A 23,218-nucleotide genomic window follows, 5' to 3' on the forward strand; every position below is an offset into this window, starting at 1 on the left:
TTAGGAGCGAAGCGTCGAGACGAACGCGACCCACACGGCGACCGAGGTCGGCCGGGTCTGGTTGATCACCTGGTAGATTTGCGCATCGGTCAGCCCGACCTGTTCGATCGAGGGCCCGATCCATTCGATCGCGCCATGCCCGTAGCCGCCGATCGAGCTGCCATAGCCGTTGACGTTCGGCACGCCGGAGGGCGCCTGGCGCTTGACCTGCATCAGGGCCTGCGCCGGCATGTTCATGTTGCCCCAGCCGCCATGGCCGACGCCGTAACCCATGGTGAAGCCGCCGTAGGAGCCGGTGTCACCGGTATTCCACGGCTCGAAGATCCACGGCGCCGAGCCGTTGAGCTTGGTCAGGATCTGCACCATTGCAGCGCGGGTGACGCGCTCTTGCAGGATGGTCGCCAGGATCAGCGCGCGATATTGCGGATCCTGAAGGGCGCCGCGCGGCAGGTTGCGGCCGAGGAAATCGTAGGAGATCAGGTCGAGCCAGGGACCGGTTGCGGTCGCGATCCGCGTCTGCAGCTTGGCGTAGGCATAGAAGCTGTAGCAGGCCGCGGCTGCATCCGAGAGGCCGCCGATCAGCGCGTCGCGCAATGGCGCGGTCCAGGCAAACCATCGCTTCGGGATGGTGGTCCAGACGCGCCAGGCGTTGTTCGCCGATGAGCCGACCGGCGCGGAATAGCCGTTCTGGATGGTCATGACACCGTGACCGTGCCGGCCTTGATGGTCTTGTAGTTGATGGTCGAAAAGCCATCGAGCGTCGGCTTGGTCGTGGTCAGCGAGGCGGCATCGCCCGACAGGCCGTTCAAGGTCACGCCGGTGACGTTCGTGACGCCGGGGACCGCATAGGCCCAGGAATAGAGCTGGCCGAACTCAAGCGGATTGCCGAGCCCGAGCGAATTGATGTTGAACTGGAGCGCGGCCGCGACCGCCGCGACTACCGTGCTGTGGGTGTAACCTGCCGCGGTCGTGATCTGCATCACGACGTTGGCGGTCACGATGGTCGGGCCAAACACCTGCCCCTGCACGCCGAGCGGCCGCACCGCATCAACCGCCCCTAGCACCGCGTTGAGGAAGGCAGATGACGGAGAGCCAGAACCATCGTCGGCGATCACGAAGAAATAGCCGTAGCGGACCGAGCCGTCGTAGTTGTAGTTCTCGGTCAGGGTCCACTGCACATTGATCGCGGTGCCCTCGATCGAGGAGGCCAGGCCGTAGATGTCGCCGCGGGCAAGACCAAGGATATAGGCCGAGAAGCGAGCCTTCAGCGCAGTGTCGCTCTCCTTGTCGGCGCCGTTGGTGAAGGCGGAGGCATTGACCACATAGTCGATGCCGGTGATCGGGCTCGTCATCACGGTGATGCCGCCGGCTGCAACGTTGCCGGCCGCGCCCGGCACGAGGTTGGCGACCGGAACGACCACGGTCGCGACCGCGGCCGGGAGTGTATAGCCGTTCAGCGTCGCCGAATAGGCCGCATTGGTGGTGTCGACGGTGACCTCAAAATTCTGCGAGCCGTCGGTCGACTGCACGGTCGCGCCGACCGGGATGAAGCACGATGACGGGCCAGCCGTGTTGCGGCCGAAGGTCACCTGCCCGCTGGAGGCCTGGGCGCCTAGCCGGGGCGAGCCGTTCGGCAACGCCGCGGTCTGGCTGCCCGCAAGAACCGGCATGAAGTCGGCGGTGAAGGTGTCGACGTCATTGCCGCTCGAGGTCGACAGCCTCGTCGCCGTGAGGAGCTGCAGCACCAGCGCCTGAAACCACAGGAACAGCCCGGCAAAGCCTTCCGCGACCGCGCGCAAGGTCGAGCCGATCGAGAAGTTGATCAGCTTCGAGGCGCGGCCCTGAATTCCGGCGACGATGTTGGACACCATCGTCTGGAAGCTTTGGGTGGGAAGGGTTGGCATTGACGGCTTCGATCCCTTGCGGGTTAAGACTTTGAAGATGGGGACAACTGCCAGCGGGGTGCGCGGGCCGACCTGTCAGGTTATCTCGCAGGCTCGCGCGCGTTGCCGGGGTGACCGCTCGGTGGCGAGGCGTCGGCAGCGGCGCCTTGAACCAGGCCTTCTTTACGCGCAGCGTCCGCCGATGCAGAACAGAAGGTAAGCGACAAGATAGAGGCCGCCGAAAAAGAGGACGGCAGCGATCGCGCAGCCGAGGCCCGTTGAAAGGTCACGCATGTGATTGCCTCACGTCGTGATCGAGAACGAAACGCTCACCCCGGTCGCCGCGTCCCAATACTGGATCGCGATGTTGACCTGTGCAGCGTTGTTCGGATTGGCCGACACCGTGAGCTGTGCCGGCGGGTTGGGCGCGACTGAAGCCTCGAGCGCGAGCTGCGAGGCGACGATCGAGCGGATCGCGGCCACCGAGAGCACGCTGCCGACCTTCTGCGGCAAGCCTGCCCCATAGTCCTTGTGCCAGACATAGCCCTGCACAGCCGTGAACAGCCGCCGCTCCAGGCGTTGCCGCACCTCGTCATCGCCGTCGACCACGAGAAGGTCGCCGGTCGAATCCACCTGGAAATCGTCGTGCCATTCGAGCGCGAGGTCAGCCATCGATCAGGGACTCCGTCTAGCCCGGCACTTCGAACGGCGGGATGCTGGGCTGGCTGCCGGCACCCGTGACGCTGCCGTCGGAGACATCGCCACCGCCCTGAACCACCACCTTCGAGCCGGCATCAATGCCGGCTGTGCCGCCCGCCTTGATCTCGACGTTGCCGCTAGCCTTGATGCCGGCATCGCTCGAGGCGACCACGGTGAAGGTCTTGCAGTCGATGATCACATTGCCGTTGCCGTCGCACTTGATGGTGGCGCCGTTGCCGTCGGTCCAGGAGATCGAGCCATCCTTCTTGAAATAGATCTGCTGCCCGGTGCCGCCCTGGCCGCCATCGGCCGCATCGGGCTGCGGGCCGCCGGAATTCTTGAACTTGGTCCACAGCATGATCTCGCCGGATTGCACCTGCGGCGGCGTGTCCTGGTCGGAATGCACCCGCTGCACGATCTTGCCGGCCTCGAAGTCGCCCTCCTGGAAACGGACGATGACCTGATCACCCTGGTTGTCGGTCGCCCCGCCACCCTGCGATCCCGCCGGCTGCGCCCCGCCGCCGCCAGGCTGCAGCCCGATCAGGATGCCGTAGCCCTCGCCGATGTGGCCGGTCTCGATCGGCAGCCAACCGGATTCCTGCCCCTCGGGCTGGAACGTGACCTTGGCGAGGTACTTCTTCGGATCGTAGCTCGTGACGATGCCGTGGCGCTCGGAATAGCGCGAGGCCCACCAGCGCTCGACGACGCCGAGCACGAAGTTTTCCAGATCACCGCTCACGAGGCCGATCTCCCGCTCTTGGCGCTGCGCGCCGTGATCGAGGTGCGATAGCCGCTCATGCCGAACTCGTGGTGCACAGTGTCGATCTCGAAGACCTGATCGAAGTACGTCGAGCCGGTCAGTTGCAGGCCCATACCGGCCGAGACCGACGGATCGCCGACCACGGTAGCGCGCACCTGCAATTCATGGCGCGCTTTCTCGGTCGCCTGTGACTTGGCGTACTTTTTGACGTGATCTTCCTGCAGGGTCGGAATGTGGTAGTTGTAGTTGATCGGCCCGCCATTGCCCTCGACATTGGAGGTGTAGGAGAACACCTTCTTCAGTTTCGGGTGCCAGGCCTTCACCGTCGCCGCGATGCTTTTTCCCGCCTGCACGTTGCGATGGATTCTGAGCACCAGACAGTCCGACGAGATCGGCTGGGCCTGCTGGTTGATGAAGATCGAATAGGATCCTTGCGGACTGCCGAGCGGCACATACTGGAACTGGCCGTTGGCATCGACCCACCAGCGCGCCCCGTCGAGCTGGGCGAGTTTGTGGATGATGTAGGCGAACGAGACGTTGTCGGCGAGATGGACGAAGTCCTGCTCGAGCTTCTTGCCCGCCATGATCGCGCTGGCCGCAACGCTGCCGGATAGACCGACCCGGCCGATCAGGTCCTGCACGATCTCGGACGGCTTCTTGTTCAGCCACTTCTCGCTCGCCTTGTTGTCGTGCAGCTTGGCCGACTTGTCGCGCCCGGTGACGTGGATGGTGCGGCCGATGAAGTCGAAGGTGGTGGAATCGACCTCGCCCGTCACCAGCGTCGCGGTTGCCCCACGCACCAAAACCGTGATCGAGGCCTCGTTGTCGCCGAGCGTTGCCAAGGTTGCCGCCGCCCCCGGATAGGACAGCGGGATCGACGCCGAGAACGACGACGACTTGCGCTTGGCCTCCTGGCTGACCTCGCCATGCTCGATCGGCAGGCTGGTGCCGTTGACGATGAGCCAGGCCGCATGCGGCCCGACGCCGGAGGTGATCGCCATTCAGAGGCCCAGGATGCCGGTCGGCTGGCCCGACGGCAGCACCGGCGGAATCAGGATTTCGGCAAGCCCAGTGACCCACGGATCGGTCAGCCCGTTGAGCTGGGCGATCGCAACCCACTGCAGCGCATCGCCGGTTGCACGCATCGCGACGTCGAACAGCGTGGTGTCTGAGACCCGCACGATCTGCGCCGGCACCGTGGAGGCGATATAGCCCGTGCTCATGTCACACCAACTGATCGAGGTTGCTGGCGACGCGCCCGACCACGCCGCGCATCAAGGACAGGTTGCTCGCATCCTCTGCCGCCACCGAGACGCCGAGCACGCCGGTGACGATCGCGGCCGGATCGGATGGCGCAACCCAACTGTCGAGCACGGAGGGCGCCACCAGCGCCGCCTGCACGTCGGCCACGAGCTGGGCGGCATTGAGCTGCATGGCAAGCACGATCGGGCGCGAGGCGCTGGAGAGCGGGCTTGCGGCCTTGACCTGTGCCTGCAGATTGGCAAGTTCAGCCGTGATGGCAGCCGGGATGCTCATAGCGAAGCCGCCAGCGCCAGATCAGAGAGCACGAGGGAATCCATCGTCGAGGGAATGCCGCCGAGCGCTCCCAACATCGGGTTCTGCACCACGGTGCAGGAGACCTCGTACATCACCCAGAGCGGCATCCGGCGCACCCGCGGCAGGAAATGACGGATGATCACGGAGCGGTACTGGCCGCCCCAGACCAGCGGCACCACCTGCCCCGCCGCCCGCATGGCGTCGATCGCGAGCGCACTCGCATAGGCATTGTCACCGAAGAAGAAGCCGAAGAAGAACACGTCGGCCTCGTCAGGCCCGAGCGTGTCGATCACGCGAGCCCCGCCCGGCAGCTTGTGCACGACCATGGCCTGCTCGCCGCCGAACGGCATGTCGCGCGGCGTCGAATACTGGTCGAAGACGATCCCGCCCAGGCTCAAGACATCGGTCGGCATTCGCTACTTGCTCGGGAAGTTGTGGTCGCCGGAATAATATTGCCCGGTGCCGTCGGCGCCGGGCGCTTGCGTCGCAAAGGTGTAGTAGGACTGCAGCACGTCAGAGACCGCCTGCGCCAGCGTGCGGCCGTCGATGTTGAGCGACAGCGAGATCGGCCGCGAGGCCTGCGGCGCGACACCGGGCGCGCCCAGCACGGCGCCCTGGTTGGCACGCTTCAGCGCCTCGACGAAGTCTTCCGTGGTCTTGGAATCCTGCGTCTTGGCCTGCTCCTTCGCGTAGCTCTCCATGAAGCCCGCCGCGACACCGGCGACGCCGCCGATCGCGGCTCCCCCCGCAACGCCGCCGGGGCCGCCGAACAGGCCCCAGCCGGCACCGATCGCCGCGCCCTCCATGCCGCGCTTGAGCACGGTCGAGGAGGTGTCGCCGCCCTTGGCGCCTGGAATGACGTCGCGGATCGACTGCAGCACTCCCTTGAAGTCGCGGAGCGCGCCGTTGACGCCGGGCAGCACATGGGCGCCGATATCCATCAAGGTGATGTTGAACTCGGCCATCGCGGTGCGCGCCTGCTGCACCGTCGAGCCTTGTTGATAGGCCTGGACGAAGCCGCCGTAGCGGTTCTTGAACTCCGCCGAGTTCATCTCCTTCGAGAGCGCCGCGATCTGCTCGCGCACCGCAGGATCGGTGAGAAGGGCAAGACCGCCCGAGCCCTGCGCGCCGAACAGCTTGCGCTCGACGCCAGCCCGTTCGGCGAGCGGGATCTTCTCAAGGTTGGTGCCGGCGGTCTCCAAGAGCTTGAAGATGTCCGGCCGGCCGTTGGTGAACCAGAGCGGTTTTCCCTTGTCGTCGAGCAGGCCGAGCCGCTTCAACAGTTCGTCGTGATGCTCGGCCTTCTTCTCGCTCTCGAAGATCGCCGTGCCCGGCATCGCGCGCAGCGCCATTTCGCGCAGCCACGTGCCCGATTTGGTCGAGGTCGCACCGGCCCGGGTCAAGGCGGTGCCGAGCAGAAGCGTCTGCATCGGATCGATCTCGAGCGAAGACTGCAGGATCGGCACCGCATAGCCCGCGGCGCGCTCGATCGAGCCGAGCGAGCTCGGATTGGCGGTCGACAGGAACGCGAACGCCGGCGCCAGCTTCTTGATCGCCTCCGGATCGTACTGCTTGGTCATATGCGCCAAGCCGATCAACGCCTTCATGGATTCTTCCGGGCTCTCGCCCTTCAGGCGGGATTCGATCGTCGCCGCCCGCAGCATCTCCGGCAGCACCTCGATGCCGCCGCCGGGCGTGCCCTGGAACATGCGGATTTCCTGCTTGGCGCTCTCGGCGACGTCATGCAGCGAATAGCCGCTCTCGGCCATGGAATCCTGCAGGATCTTGCGGAAGCGCGAACGGTTGCTGTCGTTCTGCTCCAGGCCGGAGTGATAGATCAACTGGAAGACCGCATCCTCCATCTGCGCCGCCTCATAGGCGCCGTAGCCCAGAAGACCGGTCGCAGCCGCAGCGCCGCCGCGGAAGCTGACATGGCTGCCGCCGGCAAGTGCAAGCGAGGGTCCGCCGACATGGCTATTGCCGGCAAGAAAGCGTGGCCGATGCCGGCCGCCGCCACCGCCGCCGCCCGGCGCCGTCGGCATCCCGGGCGGTGGCGGAAGCGCCCGGCGCCCCGCCGCGCGCACGGCCGTCATCGAGGTCGCAAGCTGCGTCCAGGCGTTGGCCATCGCCTGCGTCTCAGCGACAGCGGCTGCCCCGGGGCCCGCAAGGGTTGCTTGGCGTCCCGTGGCGCGGCCGATCGCGCGGTTCGCGGCGGTCGCCGACTTTGCGACGTTCTTCCATTCGTCAGCGAGCAGCTTGGTCTCGCTTATCGCGGTCGCGAGCGCTGGCGTGTCGGCAAAGCCCTTGATGGCAAGCTTGGCCTCGGCGATCTGCTTGTTGAGCTCACGGATCGTCGCCAGCATCTTCCGCAAGGCGGGAGAGGCCTGATCCAGAATCTTGAAGACGGCTCCGACTTCAAAGGAGGTAATCATCTGATCAATGCCACTCCCTTGCCGGTCAGAAGCGCAATTGCCGTCTCACCGAAGACGTCACGCGCATAGGGCAACGAATTCGATAGCGCCTTGGCGCAGACCGGGCGCGGCGGGATGCCGCGCGAGGTCCCCATCTCCTGCCACAGCGCGATTTTCTCCGTCGAGCCGATCACCAGCGCGAGCTCGGCAACATCGACCTCCTTGCGATAGGAGGCCGCCATCTCGCCGGTCCGCTTCAAGGGCGATGGCACCGGAAAACCCTTGGCTTGCTTGTCGCGGATGGTGGCCGCGGCAAGCGGCGCCCAGCCCGGCTGTTGGTGCCCCGGATATTCGGCGGCCAGGCTCTCGGCGAGATGCCCGACCTTGTCGAGCCCGATCGCAAGCCGCGGCTTGACCGTTCGCACCGCCGAGGCGAGCTGGCGCTCGAACTCCTCGAAGCTGATCATCGCCGCGCTCCCCACTGCCCGGTCAACCAGTCGAACGAGCCGCCGTTGTTCTCGCCATGCGTGACGATCCAGGCGATGACGAAGTCGTCGTCGACGGAAAACGCGACGTCGAACGGCAGGCCCACATTGGTGGCCGCGACCCGCAACTTGAACGCGGGTCGCTGGCTCAGTTTTTTGCCGCGGCCATCGCTTCGGCAGCGCCATCCGGTTGATCGGGCTTGGCAACCGGCGTGCGCAATTTCTTCAGCGCTTCCCCTGCAGCCGAAATGCCCTCGAAGCCGAGCTGCTGGATCAGGAATTCGACGTCGCGCTCGGTTGCCGGCATCGCGATGTCCTGGGCGTCGATCTTGCGCACCGTACAGGCGATTGCGGCGAGGTCCATCGCCGCATCGTTGCTGGAGGATGCCCCCATGATCTTGGTCAGGCGGAAATATTGCAGCGCATCCAGCGCCTTGGCGACGATCCGCCGCCCCTTGGCGTCGATATGGTCCCCCATCTCTTGGGCGGCCGCTATCAACATCTGCGAGGGCGTTTCGGGTTCCGGGTTTGTCATTTGAGGCCTATACTGGACAGCTTTTGATGGAATCAGGTGATGACAGATACGAAAGAACGAAAACCGGACGGCTCTGGCGTCGCGATCGTCAACGGGTGGAAACTAGCGAACGGACTACAGTTTCTGTCCCCAGAGGCGTGTCGCGATCTCGCCCATCGGATCGATAGCGCACTGGCCGCCGCCCGTGAGGTCGAGATCGGGCCAGGTTTCAGCCCGTTCGATCCGCTCAACAGATAAAGGCAAGAGCGATGGCCCAAGCCACCTTCGTCTATGTGATCTCCGGCGACCACGGCCGGCAGAAGATCGGCGTCTCCGACGATCCCAGGAAGCGGATCCGGGAATTGCAGACCGGTTCGCCGTTCCTGCTGCATTTCGTGTTCATCGGCGTCACCGAGGGCACCGCCTATGACATCGAAGGCGAGGCTCACTTCCTGTTGGACCGCCACAAGGCGCCAGGTGGCGACGAGTGGTTCGTGGTGCCGCCTGAGGTCGCGATCGCCGCCGTGATGGCCTGCGCGCATCGGCTCGGTCACCGATTGAAGCCGATCGACGCCGAGGACATCGGCCGCCACGTTGCGGGACCCGCGAACCGCCGCGCCGAGGTCCTGTTGCCCCGCTGGGTCAACGTCGCCGTGATCGGCGTTGCCGGCCTCTGTGCGCTCGCCGTGCTTGCCGGTGCCCAGCTCGGTCGCTTCGACCTGGTCCAGGTGCTGTTCCTGTTCGCCGTGATCGGCTTTGGCGCCAAGTCGGCGATCTTCCTGTTGGGCGAGATGACGAGGGGCCTGATCGAGATCCGCGACAGCGTGATCGGTGTGTTCGAGCCTAGGGCGCCATCGTCTCCGGATCGAACGTGACATTCTTCGGCGGCTCGGCCTTGGCTTCGCCACCAGATCGCGCCGCATAGCCCGCCTTGCGCCGCGCCAATTCGCGTCCCCAGCCGGCCTCAAAGCTGTCATGGGTCTGCGGACCATGCATCCCTGGATACGGGTTGCCTGCGATATTGGTCATCGCGCCCCTTGTGTAGAAGCCGAGACCCTGCTGGTGCATCAGGTACATCTCGGTGTCGGTCGGATCGCGGCCAAAGTGCTTGCGGAAGGCGTTGCGGTTGGCATCGAACATCCGCGCCGCGCCCATCGCATTCTGCTCGGCCGAATAGACGTTGCCTCCATTACCGAACCGCTCCCATTCGTTCCCCGCGCCGCGGGTTCCGATCTGGTAGAGGCCCTTGTACTGCGTCGAACGATGCGCATTCGAGGCCGGGTTCATGCCGGATTCGATCGAGGCGACCGCGCGCATGAAGTTCGGGTCGAGGTGGTGCGCGCGCGAGGCATCGACGATCGCCTGGTCGACTTCCGCCGAGCCTGCGTGAACCGGGCGGCCGCCCTCGCCATGATAGATCTCGCCGCGCGGCGCGTGCGCTGCCAGCGGCGCATCGGTATCGCCCTCGCCGCCGAATCTGGTCTTGCGCGGCTGGTGCTGGCCGCTGTGGCCGTGGCTGGCACGATGATCGCCGCCGTGACTATGACGGTCACCACCGCCATGATGACCCTGCGACGGCGCGGCCGACGCGCCATCGCCCTGCGGGCTCTCGGCCGCGCGCCCCATCGGCTCATAGCCGTCGAGATTGGGCGTGAAGGTGTCGACGACGTCGCCCTCGGTCCAGGAGACGACGCCGACCTGCTTGCCGTCGACGGTGATGACCCCGATCTGCACGCGCTTTTTCCTTTAAGCGATCTGGACCTTGGTCGAGGCGTAGCCCTCGAGCGACTGCGTCACCACCTTGTCGCGGGCGATGTCGCCGTGGTCGCCCATGAAGATCACCATGCCGGTGTACTGGTAGCGCGAGATCGAGCCGTCGGGGTTGACGGTGGTCTGCTGCAGGTAGCCCGGCTTCTGGATCTGACCGGTGTTGAAGTTCTTCTCGAATGCCACCATGGCATCCTCGAGCACCGAGCCGATCCGGGTGATGGTGAAGTCGATCTTGTAGCCGTCGGGCACGTACCCATAGCGCGGCACGTCGTTGTAGGGCTGCGACTTCACGTCGTGCTTCAGACCGGTGATCTTGACATTCTGCACGTCGCCCAGATTGACCAGCGTGCCGCTGGTGCCGTCGTAATAGAGCAGCGAGTAATCGACGCCGACGTTCATTCCGTTCACGGGCATGGATGTCTCCTAGATGGATGTCGGGTGGGAACGGAGCGCGCGGTCTCAGACCGCGGTGTTGGCCGCCGGGTTGAACTGCGACGGGCTCGGCTGGGTCGTCTGCACCGTGATGGTGACGTTGCCGCCGCCCTGGAATTTGACCACGAAGTAGCGCACCACGTTGAGGTAGCGGACCTGCCAGTACAGGAACAGGTAGCCCAGCGCCTGCAGGTAGGGCGGGTTGTTGGAGAGGTCGCAGACCACCGACCAGGGCGTGTCGATCATGCCCTGCCCGTTGATGCCGAGGCCGACCTCCGGGCTTGCGAGCTGCGCCGAGAAGCCGTCGAACAGCGCTTTCGCCTGCGCACGGGTCTGGTCGTTGGGCTGGATCGATTGCAGCCGGCCGATGAAGGATCCCGCCGCCTTGCTCTGCGCGGCGCGGATCAGGAAGTTCGTCATCCGGGTATATTCGTCGCCGTTCGCCGCGGTGTTGGAGGAGGCGTTGCGGCCGGTCGCGAACGAGAAGTAGTAGCCGCCCGGCGAGGACGACGGCGGCAGGATGACGTCGATGCCGCCGGTATTGATCTGCGACAGCTCGGTGTCGGAATAGGTCTGGCCGAGCTGCGAGCGCTGGGTTGCCGAGATGCCGAGCAAGGGCTTGTTCAGCGCCGACTGCTGCGGCGACAGGTTGCCGTAGATACCGATGCCATAGGCTGACGGATTCACCAGCCGCGACACGCCGTTGTAGTCGTCATAGAAGGTCGGCCAGTCGCCCATGATCAGCTTGAACCAGGGCGTGTCGACCCCGGCATTGATCCGGGTCGCCAGCGCGTTGGCGATCGAATCCCCCTTCTGGGTGGCGTGGATCGCGTACATCGTCTCCGACAGGCCGAACGCCGCGATCGAAGCGTAGTAGGCCGAGGTCGACAGGTCGCACAGCGTGAAGCAGTCGCAGTTCGAGTTGCGCAGCGCATACATGCCCTTGCGCGGCACGATGTCCTGCCCCATCAGCGTCGCGTCGGTGACGCCGGAGGCGCCGTCGGTGCCGCCCGACAGCGTCGTGGTGACGCCGACAACGGGTACGGCGGTCGAGACACCCGCGCTCGCCACCACCGACTGGCTCGGACCGCTGGTGGTGTTGCCGGAGTTGATCACATTGGCAAGGTTGGTCCAGAACGTCTGCCAGGTGCCGGTGCCGCCCGCCAGCGTCGCGCCCGAGAGCGTGATCACGGTTGAGGACTTCGCCAGCGCCAGCGCATTGCCTCCGGTGCCGGCATTCGTGCCGGTGCCCTGCATCTGGTTGGCCGTGATCGAGAGCACCGTGCCGGACAGGCTGTAGGTGCACTTGACGAGCCCGGCGTCAGCCGAGGCCTGCAGCATCGCGAGCAGGTTCGACAGCGTCACCGCAAGGCTCGCGCCGATGTTGACCTGCAGGCCGGTGGCGCCCGAGGCGACGAAGGTGACGGCGCTGCCCGCGATCGTCAGCGTATCGTTCGCTGCGGGATTGGCCGAGAATGACGCGGTGCCTGAGGCCGGCGTCGGGCCGACCACGTTGTTGAACTGCTCCGGCGTGCGGCCGGGGAACGCGACCAGCGCCAGGAACGAGTTGGCGAGGCTGCCGAACTGCAGCGAATAGGTGATCTGGTTGCCGAGCGTGCCGGTGTATTTCCCGGTCAGGGTCAGCGCGCCAGACTGGATCGAGGCGGTGGCCGCCAGATCCGTGCCGTCCGAGACGCGCACGCAGAGAAAGCCGATCGCCCCGCCAACCTTGGAGGCTGCCGAGACGTAGGTCGACATGTCATAGGTGCGGACCACCGGCGGCCCGATCTGCACCGCGGCGTCGACCGGCTTCGACACCGGGATCAGCGCGTTCAGCGGCCCCCAGGAGCCGACGCCGACAAGCCCCTCGATGTTGGTCGGGGTGCCGGCGATGAAGGGAGTTGGCAAAATTATGTCAGCGTATACCCCTGGCACGGTGAGTGCGGCCAAGTTTTGCGCGCCATCAATGAAGACAGGCATTTGAGCTTCCTTTCAGGGGGTTAGCTGGTATCTTCTGCAGATGAAGATCATCACGCGCAGAGAAGCGAAGGCGTTAGGTCTCAAACGCTATTTCACGGGCAAAGCGTGTCCGCGCGGACACGTCGCAGAGCGCCATGTCAATGGCTGCAAATGCATTGAGTGCGGAGCGGAAGAGCGTGCGGCCCGATCGGATTACCAAGCGCAATATCGAGCGCAGCATCGCGACAAAGCGCGCCAACACAATCGCGCATACTACAAGGAGCGAGCCGAAGAGATGCGCGCCTACGCCAAGCGATACAGAACAGAAAACGCGGAACGTGTGAGGGCCAAGGATGCCGAGCGCAGGGTCAGAGAAGCAGAAGCAAGACGCGCGAGAGAGCGACAGCGATACAAGGACGAAGGACCTCGCATTCGTGCAAGAGAAGCGCGTCGGTATCAGCGGGAGAGCGAGATCATCAAAGCCCGCATCTCCAGATATCGCGCAGAAAATCCGGACAAGGTCAGAGAACAACGGCGCCCCGGAGTGAACGCGGCCCGCGCTCGCAAGCAGGCCGCTCCCGGCAAATTCACGAAGGCCGACATATCGAAGTTACTCAACTCGCAGAACTTCATCTGTGCCGCCTGCCCCGTCGACATTTCCGAGAGCTTCCACGTTGACCACATGACGCCACTTGTGCGCGGCGGCACGAACTGGCCCGACAATCTTCAGCTCCTGTGCGGCCCCTGCAACCTCTCCAAAGGCCAGAAGACAATGGCCGAATGGATACGCTGGAAAGCCGAGACCGCCTCGATCAGGATGCTGCGGTCTTGACGACGTGGGTGTGGTTGTGGCTGGCGAGGATCGCGTTGACCTCGGCGGCATCGGTGATGCGCTGGCCCTTGGTGTAGTTGCCGAACTCGTTCACCACCGTCAGGTGATACGGCGAGGTCTCCGCTGGCGCGGTCTGCGGCGCGAGCTGCGTGTCGTCCTGCTTGGCTTGAGCCATGGCGCTCTCCTGTTGTGATCAGGCGATCGCGGTTGCGATCGCGGAAGTTGGGGTGCCGCCGCGGACGATCGAGGTCTGCGTTGACGTGATGACGTAGCCCGGGAATTGCTCGACGGTTGCGTATTCGACGTCGTAGATCAGGTCGCGGCGATAGATCGTCGCCGCCTGATATTCGTCCATCACGTTGGTGCGGTTGTAGCAGACGATCGCCTGCGAGGTGTCGGGCATCGTGACCTTGATCGAGGCCTTGATCAGGTTGTCGATCGCCGATGCAAGTTGCGTACGGACCTGCGGCGTCGGCGCCCAGACCGTCACCATCACCGACTGGCGCTGGCGGTGCGTCACCTTGCCGAGCGTCGCCTTGCCGCCCTGCCGCACCAGCAGAGCGAACTGCGCCGGGATCGTCAGCGTGGTGGCATCGCTCGCTGCCGCCGGATAGTCAGCCTGCGCCTGCGCGGCCAAGGCTGCGAGCAGCGAGGCCGTATCGCCACCGGTCTGCGAATAGACATGTGCGTCGTCGGCGATCACCGTCAGGTATTCGCCAGCCTTCGGCTCGCCGGTCACGGTGACGACGTTGCCGGCAAGCGAAAACGTCATCCCGTAGGACGGCTCGACGATGGTGTAGGTCTCGTCCAGGATCTGATAGACCTGCACGCCGGTGCCCTGCATCGGAAACACCGAGACGTTGGCGACCGGACCATTGGGCCGCACCACCGGCGCCGCCGGCTCGCCCGACAGCATCTTGCCGGCGAGATCGAGATCGAGCTGGTCCGGGATCGGCCAGCCCTCATAGATCCGGCAATCCATCGCCGCGACCGAGGGCGAGCCTATTCCGTTCGGATAGACCGCACTGGCGGCCGCCTGCGCGAGGTAGGCGGTGACGTCGGAAAGGTCGGCCATCAGCGCTGGATGAAGGCCACGTTGCCGTCAGTCGGGGTGGTTCGCACAAGCAACCTCAATGGTCGGCTCCGATGCGAGCTTGCCGCCGAGGCGATCGGCATCGCGCTGCTCGGCAGCATCTGCGGCACGCTGTTGGCTGACGCGGAACTCGTTCAACACATGCTCGGCCATCGCCAGCATCCCTTCCGCGTGCGCGGCCTTGGCCTTCGCCGCCTCGGCCAGCGCCCGCGAGCGGTCGAGCTCGGCACGTGCCTCGGTGACCATGGCGAGGAGATCGTCTTCTGCGAGCATTTACGCCTCCAGCCTGATGCACACGATCCGCCAGCCCAGAATGTTCCAGTAGGCCTGGGCCACTTCGTAGCGATAGGACTCATCGTCGACGATGATGTCGCGGTCGCGCACCGCGCCCTTCGGCAGCGCGCTCTTCGGCACGAAGATGTACCAGGTCGGTGCGAACACCGCGTCGCCGGGCAGGCTCGAGTCCTTCTTGCGGCCGGTCTGCTTGGCCTGGATCGAGGCCGGAATGGCCGTGTAGAGCACGTCCTCGCCGGCAAAGGCCGACGTCGAGGACTGCTGCATCCCCGAATAGGGTGTCAGCCCCACCACGTTGTCCGATGGACCGGCGACGGTGCGCGAGCGGTGCACCTCGATCGTGCGCGGATAGAGCCTTCGCACCTGTGGCGAGCGCACCGAGAACATGGCCCGCGCAGCCGCGCGGATCAGGGTCGCCGCCGCAACCGCCGTGAGCGGCGCAAGTCCCGTCATCTTCGCCTGCGCACGTGCACCGACCCGTGCCGCAGCCGCAAGCGACATGCTGGCCGTCAGACGGCCCTGCACGCTGGTGGCAAGCTGTGTCGCGGCCCCAAGCGCCGTCTTGCGCACGGAGGTCGCGCGTGCCGCGGCCGCGGCCAGTGTTGCCGCCGATAGGGCAACCTTGAAGGCAGCTCCTGCCTGGCCGGCGCTCGAGGTTCGCGTCGCGCCGGCCAGCGGTGCCTTCGCCAGCATGCCGGCCCTCGCCCCCGCAGCCGATTGCACAGCCGCAGATAGCGCGACCTTGCCGACGGCAGCCGCCCTCGCCGAGGCCGTCACCACCGTGCGGGCGAACAGCGCGATCGCGCCGGGCTGCACGATCCGGCCGAAGGTTGCGATCTTCGCGGTCGCTCCGAGCGCGACCTTGCCTATAAGCGTAGCGCCGCCCCGGCTGGCGAGCAGCGAAGCGGCCGCAAGCACGGTCGAGAGCGCGCCTGATGCGCGCGACGACGTCTGGACTAGCGCCTGGGCGCGCAGGACGGCCGCAGCGCTGATCGTTTCACGGGATGCGACCGCAGCATTGCTGCGACCCGCGAGGCCACCGGTCGCGGTCATTGCCTCGCGCGAGGCGACCGCAAGCCGGCTCGCCGCTGCGATATGCGTCGAGCTTTGCGGAGCGGCCAGAAGCTTCACTGCAACCGAGGTTGCGCCAAAAAGCGCGGTGATCGTCGGCCCGGACGGTGGCGGCGTGAACGCCGCCCTGCCCCGCAGATTCCAGGTCGGACCGGCGCCGGGCTTGAACAGGAAGCCCTGCGGCGTGCCGATCTGGACGGTGGGCTGCGGCGCAAAGATGCCGGCACGCCCTGCAAGATCGATCGAGCTGCGTCCGCCGAGCGCCGTGGTGACGGACACTCCAGCGCGCGCGACCGAGCGGAATTTGGCGCTGGCGGTGAGCGCAACCGACGGCGTGACCGGAAGCGGAAAGGCCTCGGTGCGCCGCAAGCCGCGTGCCGGGCCGCCCCGCGCGGCCGGGGTGAACAGGCGCCTGGATGCGGCTGCATCGTTGGGCGCGGCCGCCGATGCCGCCGCCTGGATCGCGTCGACATAATAGAGATAGTCGGACGAATTCGGGGTGAAGCCGACTGCAACGCCCGACTGTACCGACGAAACGATCCCGTACTGACCCTGCGAATACGCCTGCGCGAAATTCGGCGAGCCGGAAAAGCCGGCAATGTTGGCGGTGTCGGAGAAGCCCGCATTGTCGGTCCACGACGTCTGCGAGCCGGTGCCGTTGAAGATATGACCGATGATCGCCGTGTTGGCGTTCGTGGTCGAGATCGTGGCGGAGACCGCGTTCGCCGTCGCGGTCAGGTTCGAGGTCTGCGCCGGCAGCGAGCCGTTGGCATCGAACGGAGCGGCTGTGTTGGCGCCGGAGAACGCGAACACGGTGATGGTGGCGCCGCCGGCAACGCCGCTGAAGGTCGCGGTGACCGCCGAGGAGAACGTGCCGGCCGCGATCGCGTACCAGCACTCAAGGTCCATCTGGTGGAAGCCGGAGTTGAGCCCGGTCTGGCCACCGCGGCGCGTCCAGGTCAGGCCGCCGCCGGAAATGCTCGAAACCGTGAACGGACCGCTGGTGGCGGAGCCGTCGTCGGTGGTCGCGATCATCGCGACGATGACGCAGTTCGCAACCGTCGTCGTGAAGGTGCCGGAGGCCAGCGTGCCGGAGGCCGCGCCGTTGATGAAGCCGGTCGCGACGGTGCCGTTGAGCGCGAGCGCCATATCGTGGACCTGGGCGTTTTAAGGGTGCGTCGGCAGCGCCGGCTGGGTGGTCACATAGGACGAGATGTCGGTCGCTGTCAGGGTATGGTTGGCGATGATCTGGGCGAGATTGGTGCCGTTGCCGGTGCCGCGATAGTTGCCCTGCTTCAGATAGGCATTGATGGCGCTGGTGTCGTAGATCGGCACCCCGACCTGGTTGACGATCTTGGTCAGTGTCGTTCCGTTCTGGCCGAACCAGAGCTCGAAGCCGTCCGATCGGCCGCTGGTGCGGTTGCTGTCGAAGGTGATCTTCAGCAGCATCGCGTACCAGGTGTCGGCGAGCAGCGTCTGCGGCGAGCCCATGCTGGTGAAATCGCCGGGCGCCGGCTCCGCGGACTGCGTGAAGGCCTGGAAGGTGTTGTTGAGGACCGACACGCCGTACATGTCGGGGTCGTTCGGCAGCGCCGAGTTGTCATCCCAATGGACCTGGAAAATGTCCGACCAGACGCAGCCGGATTGATCCTGGAACGGGCCCTCGATCATGAACTGGGCGAACATGAAGCGGACCTGGCCTGGCAGGATCAGCGCATTCGGCGAGCTCCGCTCGGTGCGGTTGGCCGAGGTGATGATGAAGTCGTTGTCGCCATTGCGCGTCTCAAAGCGAACCAGCGGCTTGCCGTTGGTGACGTTGTTGGCGATCCAGCACGACCACGGATAGGAGCCGTGCTGGTTGACCCACTGCACACCCTGCGCATCGGTCGTGGTCGTAAACCACGTGGTGTCGAGCACCGGAGACCAGGTAAATCCGGGCAGCTTGGCGGTCGTCGCACCGGTCTTGCTGAGCCGCACCACGCCGAGCGAAGAATTGTCGGTCAGGAAGTCGGTGACCTGGTCGCGGAGCGTGCTGGTGAGCACCGAGCCGTAGAACGCAAAGCCGCGGATTGAGCCGGCCCACGGGTGCGCGGCGCCGTTATCGGCGCCGAGCGTCAGCTTGGTCGTGGCGGGATAGGTGATGTCGACCGAGCTGCCCGCGGCCAGCATCACGTCCTTGTCGATGCGCAGTTCCAGCGTGTTGCAGTCGAGGTCGTGGATCGACCACTTGCCCATCCGGCACTCGCCGGGATAGCCCTGCGCGGCATAGGTCACAGTCGAGGCGTTCTGCGGCAGTTGCGGTCCGGTGCCGAGGTCGAGATAACCGAGACCGAAACGGCCGTTAGTCTTGTAGTCGCCGGAGGGACCATAGGCGAACAGGCAGCACTCCACCGGATCGGTGTAGCCGGCCGCGCCCGAGCCCGATTGCCCAAAATACGGCCGCTTGGCCACCATGAAGCAGTGGGCTTTCGCGGTCTTGAACGCCGTTGACGAGCTCTCCAGCCAGCGGCTGCCGCCGCTGATGTCGATTTTCCAGATCCCGTCGGTGTCCTTGCTCAACAACGGCATGTTGGCCGTCGTCGCTTGCGTGAAATTTGTCACGCCCATCTGGCCGTAGGCGGTGGTGACGAGGCCGGTCGTTCCCGACAGGAATGAGGTCAGTGCGGCATCGTCGAGGTTCTTGCCGACGAAGCCGATGTCCTGCTGGGCGCCATTGTCATTGCGCACGGCACGAATGGCTGGGCCTGCATAGGACGAGTTTTCCTTGGTCAGGCCGGCATATTCGGTCGGTGCGGCGACGCTCTGCGCGAGATAGAGGATGGGCGCCGAGGCAACCGGATCCGGATAAGCCGCGTTGGTCGCACCGCCGCCCCACATGGCGCGTCGTCTTCTTTAGTTCACTGCTTCGGCGCGGAACTGATGCAGCGTGATCGAGTTCGAGGCGTTCGCGATCGACCAGGTCGCAAACATCTGCAGGATGTTGGTGATGGTGGAATCGAAGCCGATCCCGACTGCCGGCGCAGTGTCCGGCAACAGCGCGGTGCCGGCATAACCGGAGGCCACTGCCGGCGAGCCGATCAAGGCGCGCGACGACCAGGAGCCGACGCCCATCAGGTTGGCGCTGGTGCCGGAGCCGAGCGCGCGCGCGGTGAGCTCGCACTCGAACGACCAGGTCGCGTTGGTCTGCGCGGTGGTGTTGAGGTTCATCGCCCCGCCGTTGAACACGACGATCGGCGAGGCCAGCGTGCCGAGCCGGATGTCGAGCGTCAGCGTGCCGGGCGTAGTCACCACTGTGGAGACGCGCCCGGTGGCGCGGATGCGCAGCGCCTTGCCGACATAGGAGAAGAAGTTTGCCGGCAGCGCCAGGGTTGCCGCCGACGGCAACAGCGTCGTCGCGGTGGTGGTGTTGGTGACCGCAGCGCCGTCGCCCTGGGCAACGATCAGGCTCTCCATCCAGGTCTGCATGCTCATGGATCAGGTGTCCCTTAAAGGTTGGCCGAAAGCGCCAGTTCGAGATCAGGCGGCGACGATGGTGAACGAGGACGCCGCAAAGGATGCGGTGACGCCCTGCGGGATCGACTGCTGGGTGACCTGGCGGATCGCGCCATTGCCGGTCGCCGAGGTGTTGACGCCGGTGACCTGCAGGGTGTCCGTCGCAGCCGCCGCCGCGGTCAGGATGCCGGTGTAGTTGCCGGCCGAGAAGGTCGGCGCGGTGCCGCCATACTCGGTCGTGAACACGAACGAGCCGCCGGTTGGAATGCCATGGGCGTGCGCGGTGATGACGCCGGGCGAGGCCGCCGAGACCGAAGCCGGCATCCAGGCGAAGTTGCCCATATAGTCCCAGAGCAAGAGGTTGCCGGAGCTCGCTGCGTCATAGAGGCCGAAGGCCACCACGGTGCCCCAGTTCGCGGTGGCGGTCGCGAAGGTGACGATGGCGCCGTTCGAGGTCGAGGCCGGCGCGGTGCCGGAGCCTTGCGGGAACGCGGAATAGTTGATGGTGTCGCCGGAGCCGATCGCAAATGGCGTGTTGGCCGACAGCGTGACCGTGGTGCCGGTGGTGGAGGCCACTGTGCCGAGGACGTGGCCGGTGGTCTGATCGTAGGCCTGCATGCCCGCGACCACCCACGCCGGCGTCGAGGCATGACCGATCACCGCGCTCGAGGTCGCGGTCGCCGCGTTGGTGACCGCGCTTCCTGCGATCTGCACCCGGGCATAGGAGCCGCCGGTGACCTCGGTGAAGCCGGTACCGGCATCGGTCCCGACCGCGGTGAACAGCGCCATATAGACCGCCGGCAGCGCCGGCATCGCGGTCTGGCCGGTGACGTAGTTGAGCACATTGTCGGCCGAATAGTTCGTCAATCCGGTCATGGCGGTTGCGATCCTATGCAGGAGGGATGGGACGGACGTCAGGACCCGGTTTTCAACGCGGGATTGGAGTCGACAGGCGCGACGGGCAGGAAGTTGTCGTCGATGCCGAGCGTGAACTGCGGCTGGACCCGGTCGGAATCGCTCTCTTGATTGAGCTTGTCGGTGTTGGAGATGCCGCCGGCATAGGGAAGCCCAGCGCCGGAATTCGCTGCCTGGCCCTCGAAGTCGCTGGCCCGCCGTTCATAGGCTTTGGACATGTCGCTAAAGACGAACTTGGTGTCGCCGGCCGACTGGCTCACCAGGCGGGCGTATTTTGCAGCGAGCGCGCGGCAGCATTCCGCGGCGGCGCCGTAGGGGTTCGGCCGGCCCGACAGGAAATAGGCGATCTCCTCGTCCTGAAGCTGCGGATCAGTTTCGTCGGTGTCGCCGATCAGGAGGCGGACGTTGTCCTTGGCCGATGTCGCAAGCGCGGTGACGTCGTAGGTCCAGGTCATGCGACCATCCCCTACGACTGCGCGGTGACGCCGTCGGCGATCATGTCGACGCGCAGCGTGGTGTTGCCCGCATAGGTGCCAACCGAGGTGTACTTGACCCGCCAGAGATGGCCGATAATGCCGTCCTTGCTGGTGTTGGCGGCAAGCGAACCGTCAGTCGGGGCGTACTGGGTGGTCAGCGGGGTCGCTGAGCTCAGATTGAACAGCGCCTTCGCGGACGAGGTCGTGAAGTGGAAGTTCGCGACGTCGACCCAGCTATTGCCGCCATCGACCGAGGTCTGCACCCAGGCGTCGACCGTGGTGCCGCCCGAGCCGTAAGTGAGGCTCCCCTGCAGCAGCACGGTCGTCGGCGAGCGGTTGCCGCCCGGGCCCGGGCGCAACTGCAGCACCTGCGAGAGCTGGTTGGCTGAAGCTGCTGCGATCGTGACGTTGAGGAGCGCGGACACGTCAGTTCGCCGCGTTCACTTCGAGCCAGTTGAAGACGATGTCGGTCGCAGCCGTCGCGGCATTGCCGGTCACGACGACGTTGATCACGGCGTTCTCGGTCAGGGTCAGCGCCTGCGGTGAGACCAGGGCCGCAACCGCTGCGCCGACCTGCGCCTGGTTGTGGACCGCAAGCTGGGTGTTGGAGCCGCCTGCCCCGTATTTCGAGACGGTTGCGGCAAGCTGCCAGCCGCCGCCATTGGTGGTGACCGCGCCGGTGTCGGCGATTGTGGTGCCGCCGGAGACGGTCGCGCCCACGGTCGGCGCCGCAGCGCCGATGATGATCTTGATGCGCTTCGAATTGGCGGTGGCGCCGAACGATCCGGCCGCGACGATTGCCAGCGTGCGGCCGGCAGCGTCGAACGAGTTGGCGGGCAGCGCATAGACCGCAAGCACCTTGTCCGCCCCCGTCGCCCCCGGATTCACGCCGGTCGCCGAGACCTGCAGGCTGATGTTGCCGTTCTCACCCGCGGCAGCACCACCGGCGCCGAACTGCGACAGCGATCCCGTTGGCGTGAACGTCTTGCCCTTGAAACGCGCCATGAAGCCGTTGGCCATGGGAAAGCTCCTGATTGTCTCGGATTAAAACGGGAAAACGGAGAGCCGATGCCTACTGCAGCGGCCGGGTGGCGAGCTCCTCGGCCTCTTCCTTGGAGAGCGGCCCGTCGGCATTGAGCTTCTTGCCGGCGATGACGTCGTATTTGCCGCCGCCGAGATGCACGATGTGCATCTGGCTGTCGGCATCGTCGGTGCCGACGCTCTGCACCGGACCACGCGGGAAGATCTCGATGAAGCCGGCCTCGCGCAGCGCACGGCGGTTGGCAGCCGGAATCGCCAACACCTCATCGGCCGACAGCATGGTGCCGGATTTCAGCATCTCATTGCCAGAGCGGAACACCCGGCGCACGCGCGCGCCGCCGATATCGGCGTCATCGATCTGCATCGCAGAAACTCCTCGAGAAGGAAGGACGGAGAGGCTGCGCAAATTTGCGCAGCCTCTGGCGTGGCAGACGCGCCCTGTTACTGGACGATGCCCGAGTAGTGGTAACCGAGGTCCGAACCGATGACCTGCATGTCGAAGGCCATCTCCGCCTCGGTGCGCACCGTCTCGAGCCCGAGCCAGGGCATCGGGATCTGGGCGACCCGGATGCCCATCGAGTTCAGACCGGTGAGGCCCGACCAGGCGAAGGTGTAGCCGGCAGTCGGGATCATCAGGCCGGGCTCGGAGGCCGAGTGGCAGAGCAGCGCGTCCTTCGAGGCGATGAAGTTGTAGCTGCCGGTCGCCCCTTCGGTCGCCGCGTTGTAGACCGCCTTGGAGACCACCGAGCGCTCGACGTCGAACGCCGCTGCCAGGAGCTCCGGGGTGATCTTGTTGGCGTCGGCACGCGTCGTGTACTTGATGCGGTCGATCACCAGCGGATGCTTCCGCAGCGCCTGATAGACCGGGTACGAGTACAACAGCGTGTTGGCCTCGAAGCCGGTGTTCTGCAGGATCGTGGTCTGGCCGGTGGCGATGTCGGTGAAGGGATCGCCGTTGGCATCGTCGTTCCAGAACGCCGGCGTCGAGGTGCCCGGCGTGCCCCCGGCCGTGCCGGTGACGTCGGTGCCCCAGACGCTGTTCTTCAGGTACTGGGAGACGAAGAAGCGGTCGCGGCGGATCAGCATCTTCTGCATGCAGAACTTGGTGCAGGCGATGTCCATGTTGACCGCCGGATCGGCGTTGCGCCGGGTCTGGCCGCCGAGGTCCTTGTGATAGGCCCAGACGTCGGCCGAATAGGAGTTGTTGGCCGAGAGGTTGAAGCCGCCGCCCGCGGACTCCGTCGCATCGGCGCGCTGCTGCGCCTCGTCGCGATAGAAGTCGTCCTTGGAGAAGGCAAAATACTTGTCGCTCTGGAATTCGACCGGCACGAGCGGGAACACCTTCTCCGCCACGTAATTGGCCTCACTCTGAACATAGGCGGTCGCGATCTGCGTCAGCGCCGCCTGGACGTGCACCTGGCTAACTGTCGGTTGCGGCATGGGAGAAGTCTCCTTTGGTGACCGCGAAAGCCCTGATCAGGGGCGGATGAAATTCGTCCCGCGAGCGGCGCCCGCCGGCGATTGTTGATCAGAC

At 65.6% G+C, this 23,218-nt stretch carries 30 protein-coding genes; 3 read left to right on the forward strand and 27 right to left on the reverse strand.

All coding sequences use genetic code 11. The features are described from left to right. From P6U25_RS18700 to P6U25_RS18755, 12 genes are all read right to left on the reverse strand, one after another. A complete protein-coding gene (locus P6U25_RS18700) occupies positions 1-699 on the reverse strand; it encodes a hypothetical protein (RefSeq protein ID WP_407146226.1) in 699 nt (232 codons plus the stop codon). Next, complete coding sequence (locus P6U25_RS18705; RefSeq protein WP_407146227.1) at positions 696-1,904, reverse strand: baseplate J/gp47 family protein; 1,209 nt, start codon at positions 1,902-1,904, stop codon at positions 696-698. The genes P6U25_RS18700 and P6U25_RS18705 overlap by 4 nt, the downstream gene beginning before the upstream one ends. Positions 1,905-2,186: 282 nt before the next feature. Further along, positions 2,187-2,555, reverse strand: coding sequence for a hypothetical protein (locus tag P6U25_RS18710; protein WP_407146228.1), 369 nt, complete (start codon positions 2,553-2,555; stop codon positions 2,187-2,189). 16 nt (positions 2,556-2,571) lie between these two features. Then, a complete protein-coding gene (locus P6U25_RS18715; protein ID WP_407146229.1) occupies positions 2,572-3,321 on the reverse strand; it encodes a hypothetical protein in 750 nt (249 codons plus the stop codon). Next, positions 3,318-4,343, reverse strand: a complete 1,026-nt coding sequence (locus tag P6U25_RS18720) for a hypothetical protein (RefSeq protein WP_407146230.1) — start codon at positions 4,341-4,343, stop codon at positions 3,318-3,320. Before P6U25_RS18720 ends, P6U25_RS18715 begins: the two co-directional genes overlap by 4 nt. Beyond that, the gene (locus P6U25_RS18725) at positions 4,344-4,565 is read right to left on the reverse strand and encodes a hypothetical protein (protein ID WP_407146231.1); all 222 of its coding nucleotides are present in this window, start codon (positions 4,563-4,565) and stop codon (positions 4,344-4,346) included. It lies immediately after the preceding gene. 1 nt (position 4,566) lies between these two features. Then, entirely contained in the window at positions 4,567-4,878 is a 312-nt protein-coding gene (locus P6U25_RS18730) for a hypothetical protein (RefSeq protein ID WP_407146232.1), read from the reverse strand. Next, positions 4,875-5,312, reverse strand: coding sequence for a hypothetical protein (locus tag P6U25_RS18735; RefSeq protein ID WP_407146233.1), 438 nt, complete (start codon positions 5,310-5,312; stop codon positions 4,875-4,877). The genes P6U25_RS18730 and P6U25_RS18735 overlap by 4 nt, the downstream gene beginning before the upstream one ends. Before the next feature lie 3 nt (positions 5,313-5,315). Further along, positions 5,316-7,331: a hypothetical protein gene (locus P6U25_RS18740; protein WP_407146234.1), complete on the reverse strand. Its 2,016-nt coding sequence runs from the start codon at positions 7,329-7,331 to the stop codon at positions 5,316-5,318. Then, entirely contained in the window at positions 7,328-7,777 is a 450-nt protein-coding gene (locus tag P6U25_RS18745) for a hypothetical protein (RefSeq protein ID WP_407146235.1), read from the reverse strand. Before P6U25_RS18745 ends, P6U25_RS18740 begins: the two co-directional genes overlap by 4 nt. Then, positions 7,774-7,923, reverse strand: a complete 150-nt coding sequence (locus tag P6U25_RS18750) for a hypothetical protein (protein ID WP_407146236.1) — start codon at positions 7,921-7,923, stop codon at positions 7,774-7,776. The genes P6U25_RS18745 and P6U25_RS18750 overlap by 4 nt, the downstream gene beginning before the upstream one ends. A 20-nt stretch (positions 7,924-7,943) precedes the next feature. Then, a complete protein-coding gene (locus P6U25_RS18755) occupies positions 7,944-8,297 on the reverse strand; it encodes a hypothetical protein (RefSeq protein ID WP_407146237.1) in 354 nt (117 codons plus the stop codon). Positions 8,298-8,369: 72 nt separating this feature from the next. On the opposite strand from P6U25_RS18755, the gene P6U25_RS18760 reads away from it, so the two are divergent. Further along, positions 8,370-8,567 carry a hypothetical protein gene (locus P6U25_RS18760; protein ID WP_407146238.1) on the forward strand — a complete coding sequence of 66 codons (198 nt, stop codon included), beginning with the start codon at positions 8,370-8,372 and terminating at the stop codon, positions 8,565-8,567. Positions 8,568-8,578: 11 nt separating this feature from the next. Continuing rightward, on the forward strand, positions 8,579-9,184 hold the full coding sequence (locus tag P6U25_RS18765) for a GIY-YIG nuclease family protein (RefSeq protein ID WP_407146239.1): 606 nt from the start codon (positions 8,579-8,581) through the stop codon (positions 9,182-9,184). Here P6U25_RS18765 and P6U25_RS18770 read toward each other — a convergent pair. Genes P6U25_RS18770 through P6U25_RS18780 form a run of 3 tightly spaced genes read right to left on the reverse strand, consistent with a single transcriptional unit; the run spans position 9,153 to position 12,491 of the window. Next, positions 9,153-10,043 (reverse strand): hypothetical protein, encoded by an 891-nt coding sequence (locus tag P6U25_RS18770; RefSeq protein ID WP_407146240.1) that lies wholly within the window; start codon positions 10,041-10,043, stop codon positions 9,153-9,155. The genes P6U25_RS18765 and P6U25_RS18770 overlap by 32 nt on opposite strands. Before the next feature lie 12 nt (positions 10,044-10,055). Further along, positions 10,056-10,493 (reverse strand): hypothetical protein, encoded by a 438-nt coding sequence (locus P6U25_RS18775; protein ID WP_407146241.1) that lies wholly within the window; start codon positions 10,491-10,493, stop codon positions 10,056-10,058. Between the two features lie 45 nt (positions 10,494-10,538). Next, positions 10,539-12,491 (reverse strand): hypothetical protein, encoded by a 1,953-nt coding sequence (locus P6U25_RS18780; RefSeq protein WP_407146242.1) that lies wholly within the window; start codon positions 12,489-12,491, stop codon positions 10,539-10,541. A gap of 40 nt (positions 12,492-12,531) precedes the next feature. Between P6U25_RS18780 and P6U25_RS18785 the strand changes: the two genes are divergently transcribed. Next, positions 12,532-13,302 (forward strand): HNH endonuclease, encoded by a 771-nt coding sequence (locus P6U25_RS18785; RefSeq protein ID WP_407146243.1) that lies wholly within the window; start codon positions 12,532-12,534, stop codon positions 13,300-13,302. Here the strand turns inward: P6U25_RS18785 and P6U25_RS18790 are convergent. From P6U25_RS18790 to P6U25_RS18845, 12 genes are all read right to left on the reverse strand, one after another. After that, positions 13,283-13,477: a hypothetical protein gene (locus P6U25_RS18790; RefSeq protein ID WP_407146244.1), complete on the reverse strand. Its 195-nt coding sequence runs from the start codon at positions 13,475-13,477 to the stop codon at positions 13,283-13,285. The genes P6U25_RS18785 and P6U25_RS18790 overlap by 20 nt on opposite strands. Before the next feature lie 18 nt (positions 13,478-13,495). Further along, positions 13,496-14,377: a hypothetical protein gene (locus P6U25_RS18795; protein WP_407146245.1), complete on the reverse strand. Its 882-nt coding sequence runs from the start codon at positions 14,375-14,377 to the stop codon at positions 13,496-13,498. A 27-nt stretch (positions 14,378-14,404) separates the two neighbouring features. Continuing rightward, on the reverse strand, positions 14,405-14,668 hold the full coding sequence (locus P6U25_RS18800; protein WP_407146246.1) for a hypothetical protein: 264 nt from the start codon (positions 14,666-14,668) through the stop codon (positions 14,405-14,407). Then, on the reverse strand, positions 14,669-16,909 hold the full coding sequence (locus P6U25_RS18805; protein WP_407146247.1) for a hypothetical protein: 2,241 nt from the start codon (positions 16,907-16,909) through the stop codon (positions 14,669-14,671). A gap of 18 nt (positions 16,910-16,927) precedes the next feature. Continuing rightward, the gene (locus tag P6U25_RS18810; protein WP_407146248.1) at positions 16,928-18,637 is read right to left on the reverse strand and encodes a hypothetical protein; all 1,710 of its coding nucleotides are present in this window, start codon (positions 18,635-18,637) and stop codon (positions 16,928-16,930) included. Between the two features lie 15 nt (positions 18,638-18,652). After that, entirely contained in the window at positions 18,653-19,231 is a 579-nt protein-coding gene (locus P6U25_RS18815) for a hypothetical protein (protein ID WP_407146249.1), read from the reverse strand. Positions 19,232-19,276: 45 nt separating this feature from the next. Next, on the reverse strand, positions 19,277-20,128 hold the full coding sequence (locus P6U25_RS18820) for a hypothetical protein (RefSeq protein WP_407146250.1): 852 nt from the start codon (positions 20,126-20,128) through the stop codon (positions 19,277-19,279). Positions 20,129-20,166: 38 nt separating this feature from the next. Then, positions 20,167-20,622, reverse strand: a complete 456-nt coding sequence (locus P6U25_RS18825) for a hypothetical protein (protein ID WP_407146251.1) — start codon at positions 20,620-20,622, stop codon at positions 20,167-20,169. A gap of 11 nt (positions 20,623-20,633) precedes the next feature. Then, positions 20,634-21,068 carry a hypothetical protein gene (locus P6U25_RS18830; protein WP_407146252.1) on the reverse strand — a complete coding sequence of 145 codons (435 nt, stop codon included), beginning with the start codon at positions 21,066-21,068 and terminating at the stop codon, positions 20,634-20,636. 1 nt (position 21,069) lies between these two features. Then, the gene (locus P6U25_RS18835; RefSeq protein WP_407146253.1) at positions 21,070-21,663 is read right to left on the reverse strand and encodes a hypothetical protein; all 594 of its coding nucleotides are present in this window, start codon (positions 21,661-21,663) and stop codon (positions 21,070-21,072) included. 52 nt (positions 21,664-21,715) lie between these two features. Continuing rightward, the gene (locus P6U25_RS18840) at positions 21,716-22,048 is read right to left on the reverse strand and encodes a hypothetical protein (protein ID WP_407146254.1); all 333 of its coding nucleotides are present in this window, start codon (positions 22,046-22,048) and stop codon (positions 21,716-21,718) included. A gap of 77 nt (positions 22,049-22,125) precedes the next feature. Continuing rightward, the gene (locus P6U25_RS18845; RefSeq protein WP_407146255.1) at positions 22,126-23,124 is read right to left on the reverse strand and encodes a hypothetical protein; all 999 of its coding nucleotides are present in this window, start codon (positions 23,122-23,124) and stop codon (positions 22,126-22,128) included. Positions 23,125-23,218 lie beyond the last annotated feature (94 nt).

This window comes from Bradyrhizobium sp. ORS 86, assembly GCF_045571475.1.
In the GTDB taxonomy this organism is placed as follows: Bacteria; Pseudomonadota; Alphaproteobacteria; order Rhizobiales; family Xanthobacteraceae; genus Bradyrhizobium.

Bases quoted from the DNA above. Each gene is read 5' to 3' on its own strand.
- P6U25_RS18810 (WP_407146248.1), bottom strand. From the start codon at position 18,637: ATGTGGGGCGGCGGTGCGACCAACGCGGCTTATCCGGATCCGGTTGCC.
- P6U25_RS18700 (WP_407146226.1), bottom strand. From the start codon at position 699: ATGACCATCCAGAACGGCTATTCCGCGCCGGTCGGCTCATCGGCGAAC.
- P6U25_RS18785 (WP_407146243.1), top strand. From the start codon at position 12,532: ATGAAGATCATCACGCGCAGAGAAGCGAAGGCGTTAGGTCTCAAACGC.
- P6U25_RS18800 (WP_407146246.1), bottom strand. From the start codon at position 14,668: ATGCTCGCAGAAGACGATCTCCTCGCCATGGTCACCGAGGCACGTGCC.
- P6U25_RS18755 (WP_407146237.1), bottom strand. From the start codon at position 8,297: ATGTTGATAGCGGCCGCCCAAGAGATGGGGGACCATATCGACGCCAAG.
- P6U25_RS18735 (WP_407146233.1), bottom strand. From the start codon at position 5,312: ATGCCGACCGATGTCTTGAGCCTGGGCGGGATCGTCTTCGACCAGTAT.
- P6U25_RS18845 (WP_407146255.1), bottom strand. From the start codon at position 23,124: ATGCCGCAACCGACAGTTAGCCAGGTGCACGTCCAGGCGGCGCTGACG.
- P6U25_RS18795 (WP_407146245.1), bottom strand. From the start codon at position 14,377: ATGGCCGACCTTTCCGACGTCACCGCCTACCTCGCGCAGGCGGCCGCC.
- P6U25_RS18720 (WP_407146230.1), bottom strand. From the start codon at position 4,343: ATGGCGATCACCTCCGGCGTCGGGCCGCATGCGGCCTGGCTCATCGTC.
- P6U25_RS18730 (WP_407146232.1), bottom strand. From the start codon at position 4,878: ATGAGCATCCCGGCTGCCATCACGGCTGAACTTGCCAATCTGCAGGCA.
- P6U25_RS18835 (WP_407146253.1), bottom strand. From the start codon at position 21,663: ATGGCCAACGGCTTCATGGCGCGTTTCAAGGGCAAGACGTTCACGCCA.
- P6U25_RS18825 (WP_407146251.1), bottom strand. From the start codon at position 20,622: ATGACCTGGACCTACGACGTCACCGCGCTTGCGACATCGGCCAAGGAC.
- P6U25_RS18740 (WP_407146234.1), bottom strand. From the start codon at position 7,331: ATGATTACCTCCTTTGAAGTCGGAGCCGTCTTCAAGATTCTGGATCAG.
- P6U25_RS18815 (WP_407146249.1), bottom strand. From the start codon at position 19,231: ATGAGCATGCAGACCTGGATGGAGAGCCTGATCGTTGCCCAGGGCGAC.
- P6U25_RS18745 (WP_407146235.1), bottom strand. From the start codon at position 7,777: ATGATCAGCTTCGAGGAGTTCGAGCGCCAGCTCGCCTCGGCGGTGCGA.
- P6U25_RS18765 (WP_407146239.1), top strand. From the start codon at position 8,579: ATGGCCCAAGCCACCTTCGTCTATGTGATCTCCGGCGACCACGGCCGG.
- P6U25_RS18705 (WP_407146227.1), bottom strand. From the start codon at position 1,904: ATGCCAACCCTTCCCACCCAAAGCTTCCAGACGATGGTGTCCAACATC.
- P6U25_RS18820 (WP_407146250.1), bottom strand. From the start codon at position 20,128: ATGACCGGATTGACGAACTATTCGGCCGACAATGTGCTCAACTACGTC.
- P6U25_RS18710 (WP_407146228.1), bottom strand. From the start codon at position 2,555: ATGGCTGACCTCGCGCTCGAATGGCACGACGATTTCCAGGTGGATTCG.
- P6U25_RS18775 (WP_407146241.1), bottom strand. From the start codon at position 10,493: ATGCCCGTGAACGGAATGAACGTCGGCGTCGATTACTCGCTGCTCTAT.
- P6U25_RS18790 (WP_407146244.1), bottom strand. From the start codon at position 13,477: ATGGCTCAAGCCAAGCAGGACGACACGCAGCTCGCGCCGCAGACCGCG.
- P6U25_RS18780 (WP_407146242.1), bottom strand. From the start codon at position 12,491: ATGCCTGTCTTCATTGATGGCGCGCAAAACTTGGCCGCACTCACCGTG.
- P6U25_RS18725 (WP_407146231.1), bottom strand. From the start codon at position 4,565: ATGAGCACGGGCTATATCGCCTCCACGGTGCCGGCGCAGATCGTGCGG.
- P6U25_RS18760 (WP_407146238.1), top strand. From the start codon at position 8,370: ATGACAGATACGAAAGAACGAAAACCGGACGGCTCTGGCGTCGCGATC.
- P6U25_RS18805 (WP_407146247.1), bottom strand. From the start codon at position 16,909: ATGGCGCTCGCGCTCAACGGCACCGTCGCGACCGGCTTCATCAACGGC.
- P6U25_RS18840 (WP_407146254.1), bottom strand. From the start codon at position 22,048: ATGCAGATCGATGACGCCGATATCGGCGGCGCGCGCGTGCGCCGGGTG.